This window comes from Nocardioides ferulae, from assembly GCF_003660455.1.
Classification (GTDB): domain Bacteria; phylum Actinomycetota; class Actinomycetes; order Propionibacteriales; family Nocardioidaceae; genus Nocardioides; species Nocardioides ferulae.
Genome location: NZ_QZVR01000001.1, coordinates 81,857 through 95,493, shown reverse-complemented (window position 1 = coordinate 95,493; position 13,637 = coordinate 81,857). Strand labels below are relative to the sequence as shown.

General features: G+C 71.8%; 16 protein-coding genes. 6 read left to right on the top strand and 10 right to left on the bottom strand.

What is annotated here, in order from left to right; translation table 11 throughout:
• The first annotated feature begins 17 nt into the window (after window positions 1–17).
• Entirely contained in the window at window positions 18–1,697 is a 1,680-nt protein-coding gene (locus tag D6B71_RS00430; RefSeq protein ID WP_121250944.1) for an acyl-CoA dehydrogenase family protein, read from the top strand.
• Window positions 1,698–1,745: 48 nt separating this feature from the next.
• On the opposite strand, the gene D6B71_RS00425 is transcribed toward D6B71_RS00430, so the two are convergent.
• Window positions 1,746–3,182, bottom strand: a complete 1,437-nt coding sequence (locus tag D6B71_RS00425) for a glycine hydroxymethyltransferase (protein ID WP_121250942.1) — start codon at window positions 3,180–3,182, stop codon at window positions 1,746–1,748.
• A 436-nt stretch (window positions 3,183–3,618) separates the two neighbouring features.
• Here D6B71_RS00425 and D6B71_RS00420 point away from each other — a divergent pair, with 436 nt between their 5' ends.
• From D6B71_RS00420 to D6B71_RS00405, 4 genes are all read left to right on the top strand, one after another.
• Window positions 3,619–5,331: a nitrite/sulfite reductase gene (locus D6B71_RS00420; protein ID WP_121250940.1), complete on the top strand. Its 1,713-nt coding sequence runs from the start codon at window positions 3,619–3,621 to the stop codon at window positions 5,329–5,331.
• On the top strand, window positions 5,328–5,519 hold the full coding sequence (locus tag D6B71_RS00415) for a hypothetical protein (protein ID WP_121250938.1): 192 nt from the start codon (window positions 5,328–5,330) through the stop codon (window positions 5,517–5,519). Before D6B71_RS00420 ends, D6B71_RS00415 begins: the two co-directional genes overlap by 4 nt.
• Window positions 5,516–6,262 carry a phosphoadenylyl-sulfate reductase gene (locus D6B71_RS00410; RefSeq protein WP_121250936.1) on the top strand — a complete coding sequence of 249 codons (747 nt, stop codon included), beginning with the start codon at window positions 5,516–5,518 and terminating at the stop codon, window positions 6,260–6,262. Before D6B71_RS00415 ends, D6B71_RS00410 begins: the two co-directional genes overlap by 4 nt.
• 94 nt (window positions 6,263–6,356) lie before the next feature.
• Entirely contained in the window at window positions 6,357–7,100 is a 744-nt protein-coding gene (locus D6B71_RS00405; RefSeq protein WP_121250934.1) for a sirohydrochlorin chelatase, read from the top strand.
• Window positions 7,101–7,108: 8 nt separating this feature from the next.
• On the opposite strand, the gene D6B71_RS00400 is transcribed toward D6B71_RS00405, so the two are convergent.
• Together D6B71_RS00400 and D6B71_RS00395 are read right to left on the bottom strand one after the other, a co-directional pair.
• Entirely contained in the window at window positions 7,109–7,489 is a 381-nt protein-coding gene (locus tag D6B71_RS00400; RefSeq protein WP_121250932.1) for a DUF3037 domain-containing protein, read from the bottom strand.
• Entirely contained in the window at window positions 7,486–8,253 is a 768-nt protein-coding gene (locus tag D6B71_RS00395; RefSeq protein WP_121250930.1) for a HipA family kinase, read from the bottom strand. The genes D6B71_RS00400 and D6B71_RS00395 overlap by 4 nt, the downstream gene beginning before the upstream one ends.
• 156 nt (window positions 8,254–8,409) lie before the next feature.
• Between D6B71_RS00395 and D6B71_RS00390 the strand changes: the two genes are divergently transcribed.
• Window positions 8,410–9,132, top strand: a complete 723-nt coding sequence (locus tag D6B71_RS00390) for a hypothetical protein (protein ID WP_121250927.1) — start codon at window positions 8,410–8,412, stop codon at window positions 9,130–9,132.
• Between the two features lie 88 nt (window positions 9,133–9,220).
• On the opposite strand, the gene D6B71_RS00385 is transcribed toward D6B71_RS00390, so the two are convergent.
• The 7 genes from D6B71_RS00385 to D6B71_RS00355 all read right to left on the bottom strand — a co-directional run bounded on the left by D6B71_RS00385 (window position 9,221) and on the right by D6B71_RS00355 (window position 13,621).
• Window positions 9,221–9,706, bottom strand: a complete 486-nt coding sequence (locus D6B71_RS00385; RefSeq protein ID WP_121250925.1) for a phosphoribosyltransferase — start codon at window positions 9,704–9,706, stop codon at window positions 9,221–9,223.
• 31 nt (window positions 9,707–9,737) lie between these two features.
• Complete coding sequence (locus D6B71_RS00380; protein ID WP_121250924.1) at window positions 9,738–10,388, bottom strand: regulatory protein RecX; 651 nt, start codon at window positions 10,386–10,388, stop codon at window positions 9,738–9,740.
• Between the two features lie 4 nt (window positions 10,389–10,392).
• On the bottom strand, window positions 10,393–11,436 hold the full coding sequence (gene recA, locus D6B71_RS00375) for a recombinase RecA (protein WP_206051489.1): 1,044 nt from the start codon (window positions 11,434–11,436) through the stop codon (window positions 10,393–10,395).
• A 230-nt stretch (window positions 11,437–11,666) separates the two neighbouring features.
• Complete coding sequence (locus tag D6B71_RS00370) at window positions 11,667–12,074, bottom strand: BLUF domain-containing protein (protein WP_121250922.1); 408 nt, start codon at window positions 12,072–12,074, stop codon at window positions 11,667–11,669.
• Window positions 12,075–12,260: 186 nt separating this feature from the next.
• On the bottom strand, window positions 12,261–12,674 hold the full coding sequence (locus D6B71_RS00365) for a BLUF domain-containing protein (protein ID WP_164519484.1): 414 nt from the start codon (window positions 12,672–12,674) through the stop codon (window positions 12,261–12,263).
• Window positions 12,675–12,813: 139 nt separating this feature from the next.
• The gene (locus D6B71_RS00360) at window positions 12,814–13,005 is read right to left on the bottom strand and encodes a DUF3046 domain-containing protein (protein ID WP_121250918.1); all 192 of its coding nucleotides are present in this window, start codon (window positions 13,003–13,005) and stop codon (window positions 12,814–12,816) included.
• 52 nt (window positions 13,006–13,057) lie between these two features.
• Entirely contained in the window at window positions 13,058–13,621 is a 564-nt protein-coding gene (locus tag D6B71_RS00355; protein WP_121250916.1) for a DinB family protein, read from the bottom strand.
• Between the last annotated feature and the right edge of the window lie 16 nt (window positions 13,622–13,637).

Sequence of the window (13,637 nt, the reverse complement as noted above, 5' to 3'; positions counted from 1 at the left end):
GGGGCTACGGTAGCCACATGGGAGCCGACAACCTCGCAGGCCACGACGGGGACGACATCCGGACCGTCACCAACCAACCGCCCCCGTTGGCCGGCCACAACGTGGTCACCGACGATCGGGCGCTGAGCGAGGCCGTGCTGCGGCATGCCGGCCCCGAGGTGCTCGAGGACCTGCGCGACCTCGGCGCCGAGGCCGGCAGCGCCGAGGCCCGCGAGCACGGGATGCTCGCCAACGAGTTCCACCCGCGACTGACGCCGTACGACCGCTACGGCAACCGGGTCGACGAGGTCGCCTTCCACCCCTCGTGGCACTGGCTGATGGAGCGCGCGGTCGGGCACGGCCTGCAGGCCGCCCCCTGGGAGCAGCAGGAGGCCGGGGCGCCACACGCGCACGTACGCCGCGCCGCGGGGTTCATCGCCTGGTCGCAGACCGAGCCGGGTCACGGCTGCCCGATCTCGATGACCTACGCCGCGATCCCCGCCCTGCGGGCCGACGAAGTGCTCGCGAAGGAGTGGACGCCGCTGCTGGCCTCCCGCCGCTACGACTTCGGCGTCCGGGCACTCGACGACAAGCGCGGCGCGCTGGCGGGCATGGGCATGACCGAGAAGCAGGGCGGCTCGGACGTGCGGGCCAACGTGACCGTCGCCCGGCCGACCGCTGTCGACGGCGAGTACACCCTGCACGGACACAAGTGGTTCACCTCGGCGCCGATGAACGACGTCTTCCTGGTGCTCGCCCAGGCTCCCGGCGGCGTCACCTGCTTCCTGGTGCGCCGGGTGCTGCCCGACGGCACCCGCAACCGGCTCGACGTGGTGCGCCTCAAGGACAAGCTCGGCAACCGCTCCAACGCCTCCTCCGAACTGGAGTTCCGCGGCACGCTCGCGCAGCGGCTCGGCGACGAGGGCCGCGGGGTCCGCACGATCATCGAGATGGTGGCCGCCACCCGACTCGACTGCGTGCTGGGGTCCACCGGACTGATGCGGCACGCGGTCGCCGAGGCGTCCTGGCACGTCGCCCATCGCTCGGCGTTCGGGTCGCTGCTGGCCGACAAGCCGCTGATGCAGAACGTGATCGCCGACCTCGCCGTCGAGACCGAGGCCGCGACCGCCGTCGCGATCCGTCTCGCCGCGGCCGTCGACGATCTCGACGACCCACACGAGGCGGCGCTGCGCCGGATCGCGCTGCCACTGGCGAAGTTCTGGGTCTGCAAGCGCACCCCGGCCATGGTCGCGGAGGCGCTGGAGTGCCTCGGCGGCAACGGCTATGTGGAGGAGTCCGGCATGCCGCTGCTCTACCGCGAGGCGCCGCTGAACTCGGTCTGGGAAGGGTCGGGCAACGTCAACGCCCTCGACGTCCTGCGCGCGATCGGCCGTGAGCCGGAGGCGCTGGACGCCTGGATCAGCGAGGTCGGCCGCGCCCGCGGCGCCGACCCGCGCCTGGACCGGGCCATCGACGACACGCTCGCGCTGCTGGGGCAGTTGATGGGCGATCCCGGCGGGCTCGAGGTCGGGGCACGCCGGCTGGCCGGCCGGATGGCCGCAGTGCTCCAGGGCTCGCTGCTGGTGCGGTTCGCGCCGGCCGAGGTGGCCGACGCCTTCTGCGCCTCGCGGCTGGGCTCGTCGTACGACGGCACGTTCGGCACCCTGGAGGGCGCCGACCTGAAGGCGATCGTGGAGCGGGTCACTCCCACCCTCTGACGGCGTCTCGGAGGGGCGATCGCCGACGAGCTGAGCCGCTGAGGCGCCTCAGCTCAGCTCGAGCCCCGGGTAGAGCGGGTGCTTGTCGAGCAGCTCGGCCGAGGCGTCCTTGACCTTCGCCGCGACCCCGTCGCCGAGGGCGTAGGAGGCCTTCGAGGGGCCGCCGGCCTTGGTGGTGCCGGGCTGGGTGTTCGCCAGCACGTGGACGATGAGCTCGGCGACCCGGTCGAACTCGTCGTGCCCGAAGCCGCGGGTGGTCAGCGCGGGGGTGCCGAGCCGGATGCCGGAGGTGTACCAGGCCCCGTTGGGGTCGGCCGGGATCGAGTTGCGGTTGGTCACGACGCCGGCGTCGAGCAGCGCCGACTCGGCCTGCCGGCCGGTGAGCCCGAACGAGGTGACGTCGAGCAGCACCAGGTGGTTGTCGGTGCCACCGGTGACCAGCCGGGCGCCGCGCGAGGTGAACCCCTCGGCGAGCGACTGGGCGTTGTCGGCGACCTTCTGGGCGTAGCCGCGGAAGGAGTCCTGCCGCGCCTCGGCCAGCGCGACCGCCTTGGCTGCCATCACGTGCGAGAGCGGGCCTCCGAGCACCATCGGGCAGCCGCGGTCCACGCTGGGGGCGTACTCCTCGGTGGCGAGCACCATGCCGCCGCGGGGGCCGCGCAGCGACTTGTGGGTGGTCGTGGTCACCACGTGCGCGTGCGGCACCGGGTCCTCGTCGCCGGTGAAGACCTTGCCGGCCACCAGCCCGGCGAAGTGGGCCATGTCGACCATCAAGGTGGCGCCCACCTCGTCGGCGATCTCGCGCATCTTCGCGAAGTTCACCCGGCGCGGGTAGGCGGAGTAGCCGGCCACCAGGATCAGCGGCTTGAACTCGCGCGCCTTCGCCGCGACGGCGTCGTAGTCGAGCAGCCCGGTCTCGGGGTCGGTGCCGTACTGCTGCTGGTGGAACATCTTGCCGCTGATGTTGGGACGGAAGCCGTGGGTGAGGTGGCCGCCGGCGTCCAGCGACATCCCCAGCAGGCGCTGGTTGCCCAGCTCGTGGCGCAGCGTCTCCCAGTCGGCGTCGGTGAGCTCGTTGACGTTCTTGGCCCCCAGATTCGCCAGCGCCGGCGCCTCGACCCGGTGGGCCAGGATCGACCAGAACGCGACCAGGTTGGCGTCGATGCCCGAGTGGGGCTGCACGTAGGCGTACTCGGCGCCGAAGAGCTCACGCGCATGCTCGGCGGCCACCGTCTCGACGGTGTCGACGTTCTGGCAGCCGGCGTAGAAGCGGTGCCCGACCGTGCCCTCGGCGTACTTGTCGCTGAGCCAGGTGCCCATGGTCAGCAGCACGGCCGGGGATGCGTAGTTCTCGCTCGCGATCAGCTTGAGTGAACCTCGCTGGTCGGCGAGCTCCTGACGGGTAGCGGCCGCGATGCGGGGTTCGACCGAGGCGATGACCTCGAGGGCCTGGGAGTACGCGCTGCTGATGAGGGCATCCGTCATGGGCCCAGCCTAGTGACGGCGGCCGTGGGCCGCCGCCACGTTGTGAGCGTGAGACCGGCGGAGTGTGATGTACGACGCATCGCGCCGCCCGCTGCGCCTGCGACCACCCCTCCACCGTCTCAGATGACAGACACTCGTCTCACCACATGAGAACTCCGCTTGTGGCAAGCGTGTCCGCCACCTGAGACTCGACCCCATGATCAGTGCTGCCACCCACGCCTACCTCGTGGCTCGTCGCCACGTGGACTTCGGGCGCATGCGCAGCATGATGTGTTGGCCCTTCTGACCAGCCCCCGCTGCCCGACCATCGACAGCAGGCGGCCGCCCCCGACCATCCGTTCGGGCGCACGGTCTCCAGGGCCGACCCCACGACCCCGATGACGTGGTCCGGGCCCCGACGAGTCGCGCGTCTTTCGTCGCACGAGGAACTCATCCCATGACCCAGGCACCCGCCCGCACCACCACCCCCGCGGCCCGCCCCCGCCCCAAGCGCGGCGAGGGCCAGTGGGCGCTCGGCTACCGCGAGCCGCTGAACGCCAACGAGCAGTTCAAGAAGGACGACGACGCGCTCAACGTCCGGCAGCGGATCATCGACATCTACAGCGTGCGCGGGTTCGACTCCATCGACCCCAACGACCTGCGCGGCCGGATGCGCTGGATGGGCCTCTACACCCAGCGCGCCGAGGGCTTCGACGGCGGCAAGACCGCGACCGTCGACCCCGCCGAGCTGGACGCGCCCTACTTCATGCTGCGGGTCCGCTCCGACGGCGCCCTGCTCGGCGCCGACGCGGTGCGGGCACTCGGCACCATCGGGGTGGACTTCGCCCGCGACACCGCCGACATCACCGACCGCGAGAACATCCAGTACCACTGGATCCGCATCGAGGACGTGCCGGCCATCTGGGAGCGGCTCGACGCCGCCGGACTGTCCAGCATCGAGGCCTGCGGCGACTCCCCGCGACCCTTCCTCGGCTCCCCCGTCGCCGGGGTCGCCGCCGACGAGATCATCGACGGCAGCAGCGCCCTGGAGGAGATCAAGCGCCGCTACATCGGCAACCCCGCCTTCTCCAACCTGCCGCGCAAGTTCAAGACCGCGCTCACCGGACACCCCTCGCACGACGTGGCCCCCGAGGTCAACGACGTGTCGTTCGTCGGCACCGTGCACCCCGAGCTCGGACCCGGCTTCGACCTCTGGGTCGGCGGCGGCCTGTCCACCAACCCGATGCTCGCCCAGAAGCTCGGGGTGTGGATCGCCCTGGAGGACGTGCCCGACGCCTGGGAGGGCGTCGCGTCGATCTTCCGCGACTACGGCTACCGGCGCCTGCGCTCCCGGGCCCGGTTGAAGTTCCTGGTCGCCGACTGGGGCGTCGAGAAGTTCCGCGAGGTCCTCGAGACCGAGTACCTCCACCGCACGCTGGTCGACTGCCCCTCCCCCGCCTCCCCCGACCGCTCCAGCGACCACATCGGCGTCCACCGGCAGAAGGACGGCAGGTGCTACGTCGGCCTGGCGCCGACTGTGGGCCGGATCTCCGGCACCGTCCTGGTCGGCCTCGCCGACGCCCTGGAGGAGTTCGGAGCCGCCGGCGCCCGGTTCACCGCCCACCAGAAGCTGGTCGTGCTCGGCCTGGAGGAGGCGGCCGTCGAACCCTTCCTGGCCCGCGTGGAGCAGGTCGGCCTCACCGCCCGCCCGTCGAACTGGCGGCGCAACACCATGGCCTGCACCGGCATCGAGTTCTGCAAGCTCGCCATCGTCGACACCAAGGACCGCGCCAAGGCGCTGATCGCCGAGCTCGAGCAGCGGATCCCCGACCTGGACGTGCCGATCACCGTCAACGTCAACGGCTGCCCCAACGCCTGCGCCCGCACCCAGGTCGCCGACATCGGCCTCAAGGGCCAGCTGGTCACCCACGAGGGCCGGCAGGTCGAGGGCTTCCAGGTGCACCTGGGCGGCGCGCTGGGGCTCGGCGCCAACTTCGGCCGCAAGCTGCGCGCCCACAAGGTCACCAGCGAGGGCCTCGGCGACTACGTCACCACCGTCGTGCGCCACTACCTCGCCGACCGGCTCGACGGGGAGTCGTTCGCCGACTGGGTGGTGCGCGCCGACGAGGAGCTGCTGCGCGGGGAGCAGCAGCTGGAGACGGTCTCGTGAGCCGCGTCCAGCCCTTCCACTGCCCCTTCTGCGGCGACGAGGACCTGCGACCCCACGAGGTCGTCGCGGCCGACGGCGAGGTGACCTCGCCGCACGGCGCATGGGAGTGCCGCTCGTGCCTGCGCGCGTTCTCGCTGAAGTTCCTCGGGCTGCTGCGGCCCGCGACCACGCCGGGGGCCGACGGATGACCGCGGCCACCACCATGCTGGCGTTCAACAACCGGGCGACCGAGACCGCCGGACGCAGCCCCGAGGAGCTGCGCGAGCTGGTGTCGCACTGGGGCGCCGAGCTGGAGCTGGCCCCTGCCGAGCACATCATCGAGTGGGCGGCCGCCACCTTCGGCGAGCGGTTCTGCATCACCTCGTCGATGGCCGACGCCGTGCTCGCCCACCTCGCCGCCAAGGTCGCCCCCGGCATCGACGTGGTGTTCCTCGACACCGGCTACCACTTCGTCGAGACCATCGGCACCCGTGACGCGGTGGCGGCCACCCTCGACGTCAACCTGGTCACGATCACGCCCGAGCAGAGCGTCGCCGAGCAGGACGCGGCGTACGGCAAGGACCTGTTCCGCACCGACCCCGACCGCTGCTGCGCGCTGCGCAAGGTGGCCCCGCTGGCGGCGTCGCTGGAGGGCTACGACGCGTGGGCCACCGGGCTGCGCCGGGCCGAGACCGCCAACCGGGTGATCGCACCCGTGATCGGCTGGGATGCGAAGAAGGGCAAGGTCAAGGTCTCCCCGCTGGCCCGCTGGTCCGACGAGCAGGTCGAGCGCTATATCGCCGAGAACGGCGTGCTGGTCAACCCGCTCACCTACGACGGCTACCCCTCGATCGGCTGCGCCCCCTGCACCCGCCGGGTGGCTCCCGGCGACGACCCGCGCAGCGGGCGCTGGGCCGGCACCGGCAAGACCGAGTGCGGGATCCACACGTGACCCGACTCCCCACGCACCCCCTCCCCGCGACCGACAGCGCAGTCGGCCGTCGCTGCCCCGCACCACCCGCACCACACCTCTGGAGGCTGTCCGCATGGCTGCTCCTGCCCTGATCGCCCTGGCCCACGGAAGCCGGGACCCGCGCTCGGCGTCGACGATCACCGCCCTGGTCGACGAGGTCCGCGCGATGCGCCCGGACCTGCGCATCGAGCCGGCGTTCCTCGACCTGTCCAAGCCCGGCTTCCAGACCGTGGTCGACCGGCTGGTGCGCGCCGGCCACGACGAGATCGTCGTGGTGCCGCTGCTGCTCTCGGAGGCGTTCCACGCGAAGGTCGACGTGCCCACCGCGGTCGCCGCGGCCGCGGCCCGGCACGAGAGTCTCAAGATCCGCGCGACCGGGGTGCTCGGCCTGGAGCCGCGCTTCCTCGAGGTGCTCGACATCCGGATGCGCGAAGCGCTCAAGCGTGCCCGGGTGCGCGAGCTCGACGCCCTGGTGCTGGCCGCCGCCGGCTCCTCCGACCCGCTGGCCAACCAGGCCGTGGCCAGGCTGGCCCGACTGTGGGGCACCCACCACAAGCTGCCGGTGACCGCCGCGTTCGCCTCCGCCGCACCGCCCGCGGCCGGCGAGGCGGTCCGGGCGTTCCGGGCCGAGGGGCGCCGCCACATCGCGGTCGCCTCCCTGTTCCTCGCCCCGGGCTTCCTGCCCGACCGGGTGGCCGAGCTGGCCGTCGAGGCGGGCGCGGTGGCAGTCTCCGAGCCCCTGGGCGCCCACCCGGAGCTGGCGCGCGTCGTCCTCGCTCGCTATGCGGTCGGGGCTGTGGAGCTGGTGCCTGTCTGAGCGGACGCTCAGCGGACCAGCCGGGCGAGGAGGTGCTGGAGCTCGGCCGCCGGGTCGGTGGTCACGCCACCGTGCACGGGACCGGGCTGCAGCACGGTGCTGCGCGGCGCCTTGAGGAACCCGAAGCGCTCCCCCATCGGCTTGCGGGAGGCTGCACCGCCACGCTCGTCGCCCGAGCAGACACCCTCGACGAAGGTCAGTCCCCCGCAGACCTGGTCGACGTCGACGTGCGGCCCCAGAGCTCGTAGCCGGTCGCGCTCGACGTGCCAGGCCACGTCGAGGAACTGCGCCGCCTGGCAGTAGACGACGACGCCGACGTTGAGGAACTCCTCGCGATCCACCCGCGGCACGCACCGCAGCACGACGTACTGGTAGGACTGCCGGCTCATGCCGCGACCTCCGGCAGCCACTGGCGGCTCGCCAGACGTGCGGTGAGGAAGGCGACGTACGCGGCGCGCAGGTCGGCCGCCGTGGCGGCGCCGGGCACCGGCTCGAGCCACTCGTCGGGCACCTGCGCCAGCACGTCGGCGAACAGCTTCTCGTCGAGCTGTGAGCGGAGCTCGGCATCGGCGGCGGCGAGCCCGGGCCGGGCGGCCGCCAGCAGCACGTGGTCCTCGGCGCTCCACCGCTGGGCGGCGAAGCGGTCGGGGTCGCCGACCCCACCGGACCACCCGTGGTGGAAGTAGAGCGCGGCGCCGTGGTCGATCACCCACAGGTCGCCGTGCCAGACCAGCAGGTTCGGGTTGCGCCAGGACCGATCGACGTTCGCACAGAACGCATCGAGCCAGAGCACCCGGGCAGCGTCGGCGGCGCCGCGCGGCAGATCGCCGTCGAACCCGAACGCCCCGGGCAGGAAGTCGACGCCGAGGTTCAGGCCGGCGCTCGCGTTCAGCAGGTCCTGGACCTCCTCGTCGGCCTCGTAGCGGGCGATCTCGGGGTCGAGGTCGAGGGCGACCAGCCGCGGGGTGCGCAGGCCGATCCGGCGGGCCAGCTCGCCGACCACCACCTCGGCCACCAGGACGCGCAGCCCCTGACCGGCACCGCGGAACTTGCACACGTAGGTGCCGAGATCGTCGGCCTCCACCAGCCCGGGCAGGCTGCCGCCCTCGCGCAACGGGGTGACGTAGCGGGTCACGGCCACGGTGTGGATCACCGGGCCACCCTAGTGCCCGAGGCTGCCAGAGCGCCCGCGAGCCGGGTCCGCTGATCTCCCGATGGAAGAACGTGTTTGCGGTCATCGAGACGGGGTAGGTGAGCGGGCGGCTTCTCGGGAGCCGTCCCCTACACCTCGGACCGAACAGGAACCATCGTGCACGTACGACGCCTCCTCGCCACCTCTCTGACCGCCACCCTCGTGGCCACCACCGCCGCGGTCCTCGGTGGAGCCTCCCCGGCTGCGGCCGCCACCGAGACCACCATCGTGGGCGCCTCCGACGGGGAGCCCTGGATCTCCCGCGCCAGCAGCTACGCCACCCAGCCTGGCCCCGTCGTCTACGGCGAGAAGTTCTCCCTGGACATCAAGGTCATCGACACCAATGGGGCCCAGGTCTCCGACGGCTCCTTGCAGGTCCAGCGGAAGCTGGCCGGCCAGAAGAAGTGGAAGACCGTTGCCACCTCCGCATCCGGCACCCTCTACGACACGGTCAAGGCAGCCGGCAACTCCACCTACCGAGTGCTCTACAGCGGGAGCGCCACCTATGCGGCCTCCTCCGCGTTCGCCAAGGCCAAGGTGCAGCGCGACCTGAACGCCAAGGCGGTCGACCGAGGTCGGCACGTGTACCTGCTGGGTCGGGTGGTCCCGAAGTACAAGGGCAAGCGGGTGATCATCCAGAAGCGGTCCGGCGGTTGGAAGACCTTCCGCAAGGTGAAGACGAACAAGAAGAGCCGCTTCGACGTGCGCATCCCCGGCTCGCGCCGTGGCACCGTCTACCGGGCCATCGTGAAGGGGAGCAAGAAGTTCGCGCTCTCCACGAGCCCGGCCTGGAAGGTCACTTCCTACTCCTTCCGAGACACCGCGCGCACAGCGCGCTGAGTCTGCTCTCCTCGGCCCCCGAACGGCGCCAGGACTCGACCAGAGTCCTGGCGTCGTGCCGTATGTCGTCGGGCTTCACCCGAAGGTCTCAGCCGACGGATCGTCCCACCACCGGCGGTTCGCTCGACCACGGAAAGTCGATCCAGCTCTCGGTGCGCCGCCAGACGTAGTCGGGTCGGACCACGGTCCACGGCTTCTCGTAGACGACGGCGATCCTGGCCTCGGCCACCGTCTCGGCGCAGAAGGTCCGGACCAGTTCGAGGGTCTTGCCGGTGTCGGCCACGTCGTCGGCGATCAACACCCGCAGCCCGGCCAGGTCGACCGCCGACGGGGTCGGCGGCAACATGACCGGCATCTCCAACCGCTCGTCGACCCCGGTGTAGAACTCGACGTTGACCGCGGACAGGTTCTTCACATCCAGGGCGTAGCCGAGCCCCATGCCCAGCGCCAGACCGCCGCGGGCGATCGCGAGCACCAGGTCGGGGCGGAAGCCGTCGTCGGCCACCTGCTGGGCCAGGTCGCGCACGGCCGTGCCGAACAGCTCGTAGCTGAGGACTTCGCGATCGTGGGTCACGGGGCCAGATTGTGGCACCGCGCAGGGTCGCTCAGGACACCTCGTGCTCGGTTGTCTCACGGCCGGCCCGGGCCAGCTCGTCGCGGACCACGGAGAAGGCCACTCCGGCCGGGTAGCCCTTGCGGGCCAGCAGGCCGGCCAACCGCCGGGTGGCGACGACGTCGTCCACCCCGCGCAGCGAGCGCAGCTTCTTGCGCACCAGCGCCCGGGCCGCCTCCTCCTCGTCGGCGGGGTCGACCTCGTCGAGCGCCTCGCGGGCAACCACGTCGTCGATGCCCTTGCGGCGCAGCTCGTCGGCCAACGCCCGGCGCGCCAACCCCTTGCCGGGCTGACGGCTGGCGATCCAGAGTCGCGCGAAGGCCCGGTCGTCGACCAGGCCGACCTCCTCGAAGCGATCGAGCAGGCGCTCGGCCACCTCGTCGGGCACGTTCTTGGCCGCGAGCTTGTCGCGCAGCTCCCGACGGCTGCGCGCCCGCCCGGTCAGCTGGTCGAGCAGGATCGTGCGAGCCACCGACTCCGGGTCGGCCGCCGGCCCCTGTGCCACCGGGTCGGGCGGAGGGGGGACGGTCGACGCCGACTCGGAGGACCCGGCTGCCGTGGTCGAGCGCCGGGTCCAGGCGTCGACCCCGGCCGAGACGTCACCCGCCCAGTCGGGGGCCGGTCTGGTCTCGTCGAAGCTCATCGACTCAGAAGTCCGCCACGCCCACCGGGTCGAGCGGGGCCTCGGCGTCGAGCTGCGGACCAACGCCGAGCTTCTCGAGGATCCTCTTCTCCAACTCGTTGGCCAGATCGGGGTTGTCACGCAGGAAGTTGCGCGCGTTCTCCTTGCCCTGGCCGAGCTGGTCGCCCTCGTAGGTGTACCAAGCGCCGGCCTTGCGGACCAGGCCCGACTCGACCCCGACGTCGATCAGGCCGCCCTCGCGGCTGATGCCGCGGCCGTACATGATGTCGAACTCGGCCTGCTTGAACGGCGGGGCGACCTTGTTCTTGACGACCTTGACCCGGGTGCGGTTGCCGACCATCTCCTGGCCGTCCTTCAGCGTCTCGATGCGGCGCACGTCGAGTCGCACCGAGGCGTAGAACTTCAGGGCTCGACCACCGGTGGTGGTCTCCGGGGAGCCGAACATCACGCCGATCTTCTCGCGCAGCTGGTTGATGAAGATCGCGGTGGTGCCGGAGTTGTTGAGCGCACCGGTCATCTTGCGCAGCGCCTGGCTCATCAGCCGGGCCTGGAGGCCCACGTGGCTGTCGCCCATCTCGCCCTCGATCTCCGCGCGCGGCACCAGCGCGGCGACCGAGTCGACGACGATGAGGTCCAGCGCGCCGGAGCGCACCAGCATGTCGGCGATCTCGAGGGCCTGCTCGCCCGAGTCGGGCTGGGAGACCAGCAGCGCGTCGGTGTCGACGCCGAGGGCCTTCGCGTACTCCGGGTCGAGGGCGTGCTCGGCGTCGATGAAGGCCACGATGCCACCCGCGGCCTGGGCGTTGGCCACGGCGTGCAGGGCGACGGTCGTCTTGCCCGACGACTCCGGGCCGTAGATCTCCACCACCCGGCCGCGCGGCAGGCCACCGAGGCCGAGCGCGACGTCGAGGGCGATCGCGCCGGTCGGGATGATCCCGAGCTGTGCGCGGGTCTCCTCGCCGAGGCGCATGATCGAACCCTTGCCGAACTGGCGCTCGATGTTCGCCAGAGCCGCGTCGAGGGCCTTGTCGCGGTCGTTCCCAGCCATGATGTCTCCGTCCGATCTGGGGCCGGCGGCCCCGACTGCGTGTCCTTCGTCGTCTGGCTGGACGCTAGAGCAGACCGCCGACACCGGCCCGGGGCGAGACCTGGGCCTGGGGACGGAGCCGCCAGCGCGTCACCTGGGGACAACCCTAGCCCGAACACGTGTTCGACATGATCATCGGGTGCGGCGTGTCGGCGTCCGGCCGTCGCCGGCTCGGCGCTCCCTGGGAGGCCTCAGCGCATGGAGGCCCGGAACACCTCCAGCAGCCGCCGGCCAGGTGCGGCGTCGGCACGGTCACGACCGCAGGTGAGGAAGGGCGTGTAGCCGGTCAGTCGTGGGTCCGGCTCCACTGTGGGCCGGGGGAAGCTCGTCGACCAGTCGGAGAACTGGCGGTGCTGGGTCTGCTCGCGGAGCAGGACCAGGATGCCGTGGTGCCGCGGGTCGCGCGTGATCGTCGCGAACGTCTCCTCGACGGCTCGTTCGGGACCCTCGAGGGTCGAGATGATGTTCCCCCCTCGGTAGAGGAGCATTCCGGTGAGGTCGCGCCCGCGGTTGCGCGGGCCGATCTCACCGAGCAGCCGGACCAGCGTGGGTTCGTCCATCGGGGCGGTGGCGGAGCTGACGTAGGTGAGCGTGAGCACGGACCAGGGCCTCTTCCAGGGCACGACGCCGTGGGGGTCGACGGCGTCGTCGAGGCCCTGATCGGCAGCCGACCCGTTCGGTTGAGGTGGATCGATGCGGCGGTCGGGTCGGACTGGACCAGTCGCGTGCTCGTGGTCACCGCTCGATGCACAGACGACCGGCGGCCGGCCATGGCCGCCAGGATCTCAGCGCATCGTGGCGCGGAAGGTGGCGTGCAGGTGCCCCGCGGAGGTGTCGGGGGCGCGGGTGCGCGCTCTCTCGTCGTTGTTCAGGAAGTCGCTGAACCCCGGCACCTCGCCCTGTCTGACCCCCACACTGCGGAAGGCCATCGACCACTCCGGGAAGGCGCGCTCGGCCACCTCCTCGCGGAGCAGCACGATGACGCCCCGGTGCCGTGGGTCGCGGCGGATCCGGGCGAAGGTCTCCTCGACGGCGACGTGCGGCCCCTCGAGCGTCTGGATGACGTTGCCGTCGCGATAGAGCAGCAGACCGGTGATGCCGGCGGCCTCGTTGCGCGCACGGCTGCCCGCCAGGAGGTCCACCAGCTCGGCCTCGTCGAGGGTCTCGGTGACCGAACTCAGATAGGTCAGGGACAGCAACGGCGCTCCTCCATGTGGCCCCGTCCCGGGCGGGACGGGCATCGCGGAACCGATCGGCAGGATGACCGTGTCGTTGAGACACGTGCGGCCAGGCTCCGCGAGACGCTCGGCGCGCCTCTCGCGACGGCGGCTGCCCGGGTCAGCGTTCGCTCGCGGGAAGCTCCAGCGCCCGCCAGACCGAGGCCCACACCTGCTTGGGCGGGGTGCCGGCGTCGAGGGCCTCCTGGGCGGTGCGCTCGAGGTCGGACAGGACGTACTGCGACGCCCAGGATCGGGCGTAGCTCGCCCCCAGGACGTGGTTCATCCTGGCCCAGAACTCGGTGTGCCTCACCGGGACATCTTCACCCGGCGTTCAAGCCGCCCCGATCTCGCCCGGCCGGCGGTCAGCCGGAGGAGCCGCCCACGTCGTGGACGTGGTGGACGACGTCGTGCAGGTGGTAGCGGCCGAGGCCGGCGACGGTGAACACGGCTCCGTCCCCGCGAAGGCCCCTCCTCACCCACTCCTCCTCGGAGACCGCGGCGTAGCGGGCGGCCACCCGTTCGGCGGCGCTGACCAGCTCGCCGCCGACGACGGCAGGGTCCTGCTCGGCGTACCGGGCTTCGACCGCGGTCTGGTCCTGGTCCCAGTTGGCGAACCGCGGCTCGTCGGTCTCCAGCATCGACGCCACCCGCTCGTCCATGATGCGGTGGACGTCGCGGACGTGGCAGGCGTACTCCAGCGGCGACCACACGCCGGCGCGGGGCCGCGCCCGGGCCGAGGGCCGGGTGAGCACTTCGGTCCAGATCACCGCGTTGGCTCGGATCGCCGCCGCCAGGGAGGTCGGCTCGACCTCGCCGGCTGCCAGGCCGCACTCTGGGCAGGGGCGCTCCAGGACCCAGGTCCAGTCCTTCACGTCGGGCTCGATCACAGAGGGCGGGGCGCTGTCTGGGCGTTGCTCGAGGCTCATGGCGCGATCCTGCCAA

Coding starts and splice junctions, on each gene's coding strand:
- recA (WP_206051489.1), bottom strand. CDS start 11,436: ATGGCTGGGAACGACCGCGACAAGGCCCTCGACGCGGCTCTGGCGAAC.
- D6B71_RS00405 (WP_121250934.1), top strand. CDS start 6,357: ATGGCTGCTCCTGCCCTGATCGCCCTGGCCCACGGAAGCCGGGACCCG.
- D6B71_RS00380 (WP_121250924.1), bottom strand. CDS start 10,388: ATGAGCTTCGACGAGACCAGACCGGCCCCCGACTGGGCGGGTGACGTC.
- D6B71_RS00425 (WP_121250942.1), bottom strand. CDS start 3,182: ATGACGGATGCCCTCATCAGCAGCGCGTACTCCCAGGCCCTCGAGGTC.
- D6B71_RS00355 (WP_121250916.1), bottom strand. CDS start 13,621: ATGAGCCTCGAGCAACGCCCAGACAGCGCCCCGCCCTCTGTGATCGAG.
- D6B71_RS00400 (WP_121250932.1), bottom strand. CDS start 7,489: ATGAGCCGGCAGTCCTACCAGTACGTCGTGCTGCGGTGCGTGCCGCGG.
- D6B71_RS00430 (WP_121250944.1), top strand. CDS start 18: ATGGGAGCCGACAACCTCGCAGGCCACGACGGGGACGACATCCGGACC.
- D6B71_RS00410 (WP_121250936.1), top strand. CDS start 5,516: ATGACCGCGGCCACCACCATGCTGGCGTTCAACAACCGGGCGACCGAG.
- D6B71_RS00420 (WP_121250940.1), top strand. CDS start 3,619: ATGACCCAGGCACCCGCCCGCACCACCACCCCCGCGGCCCGCCCCCGC.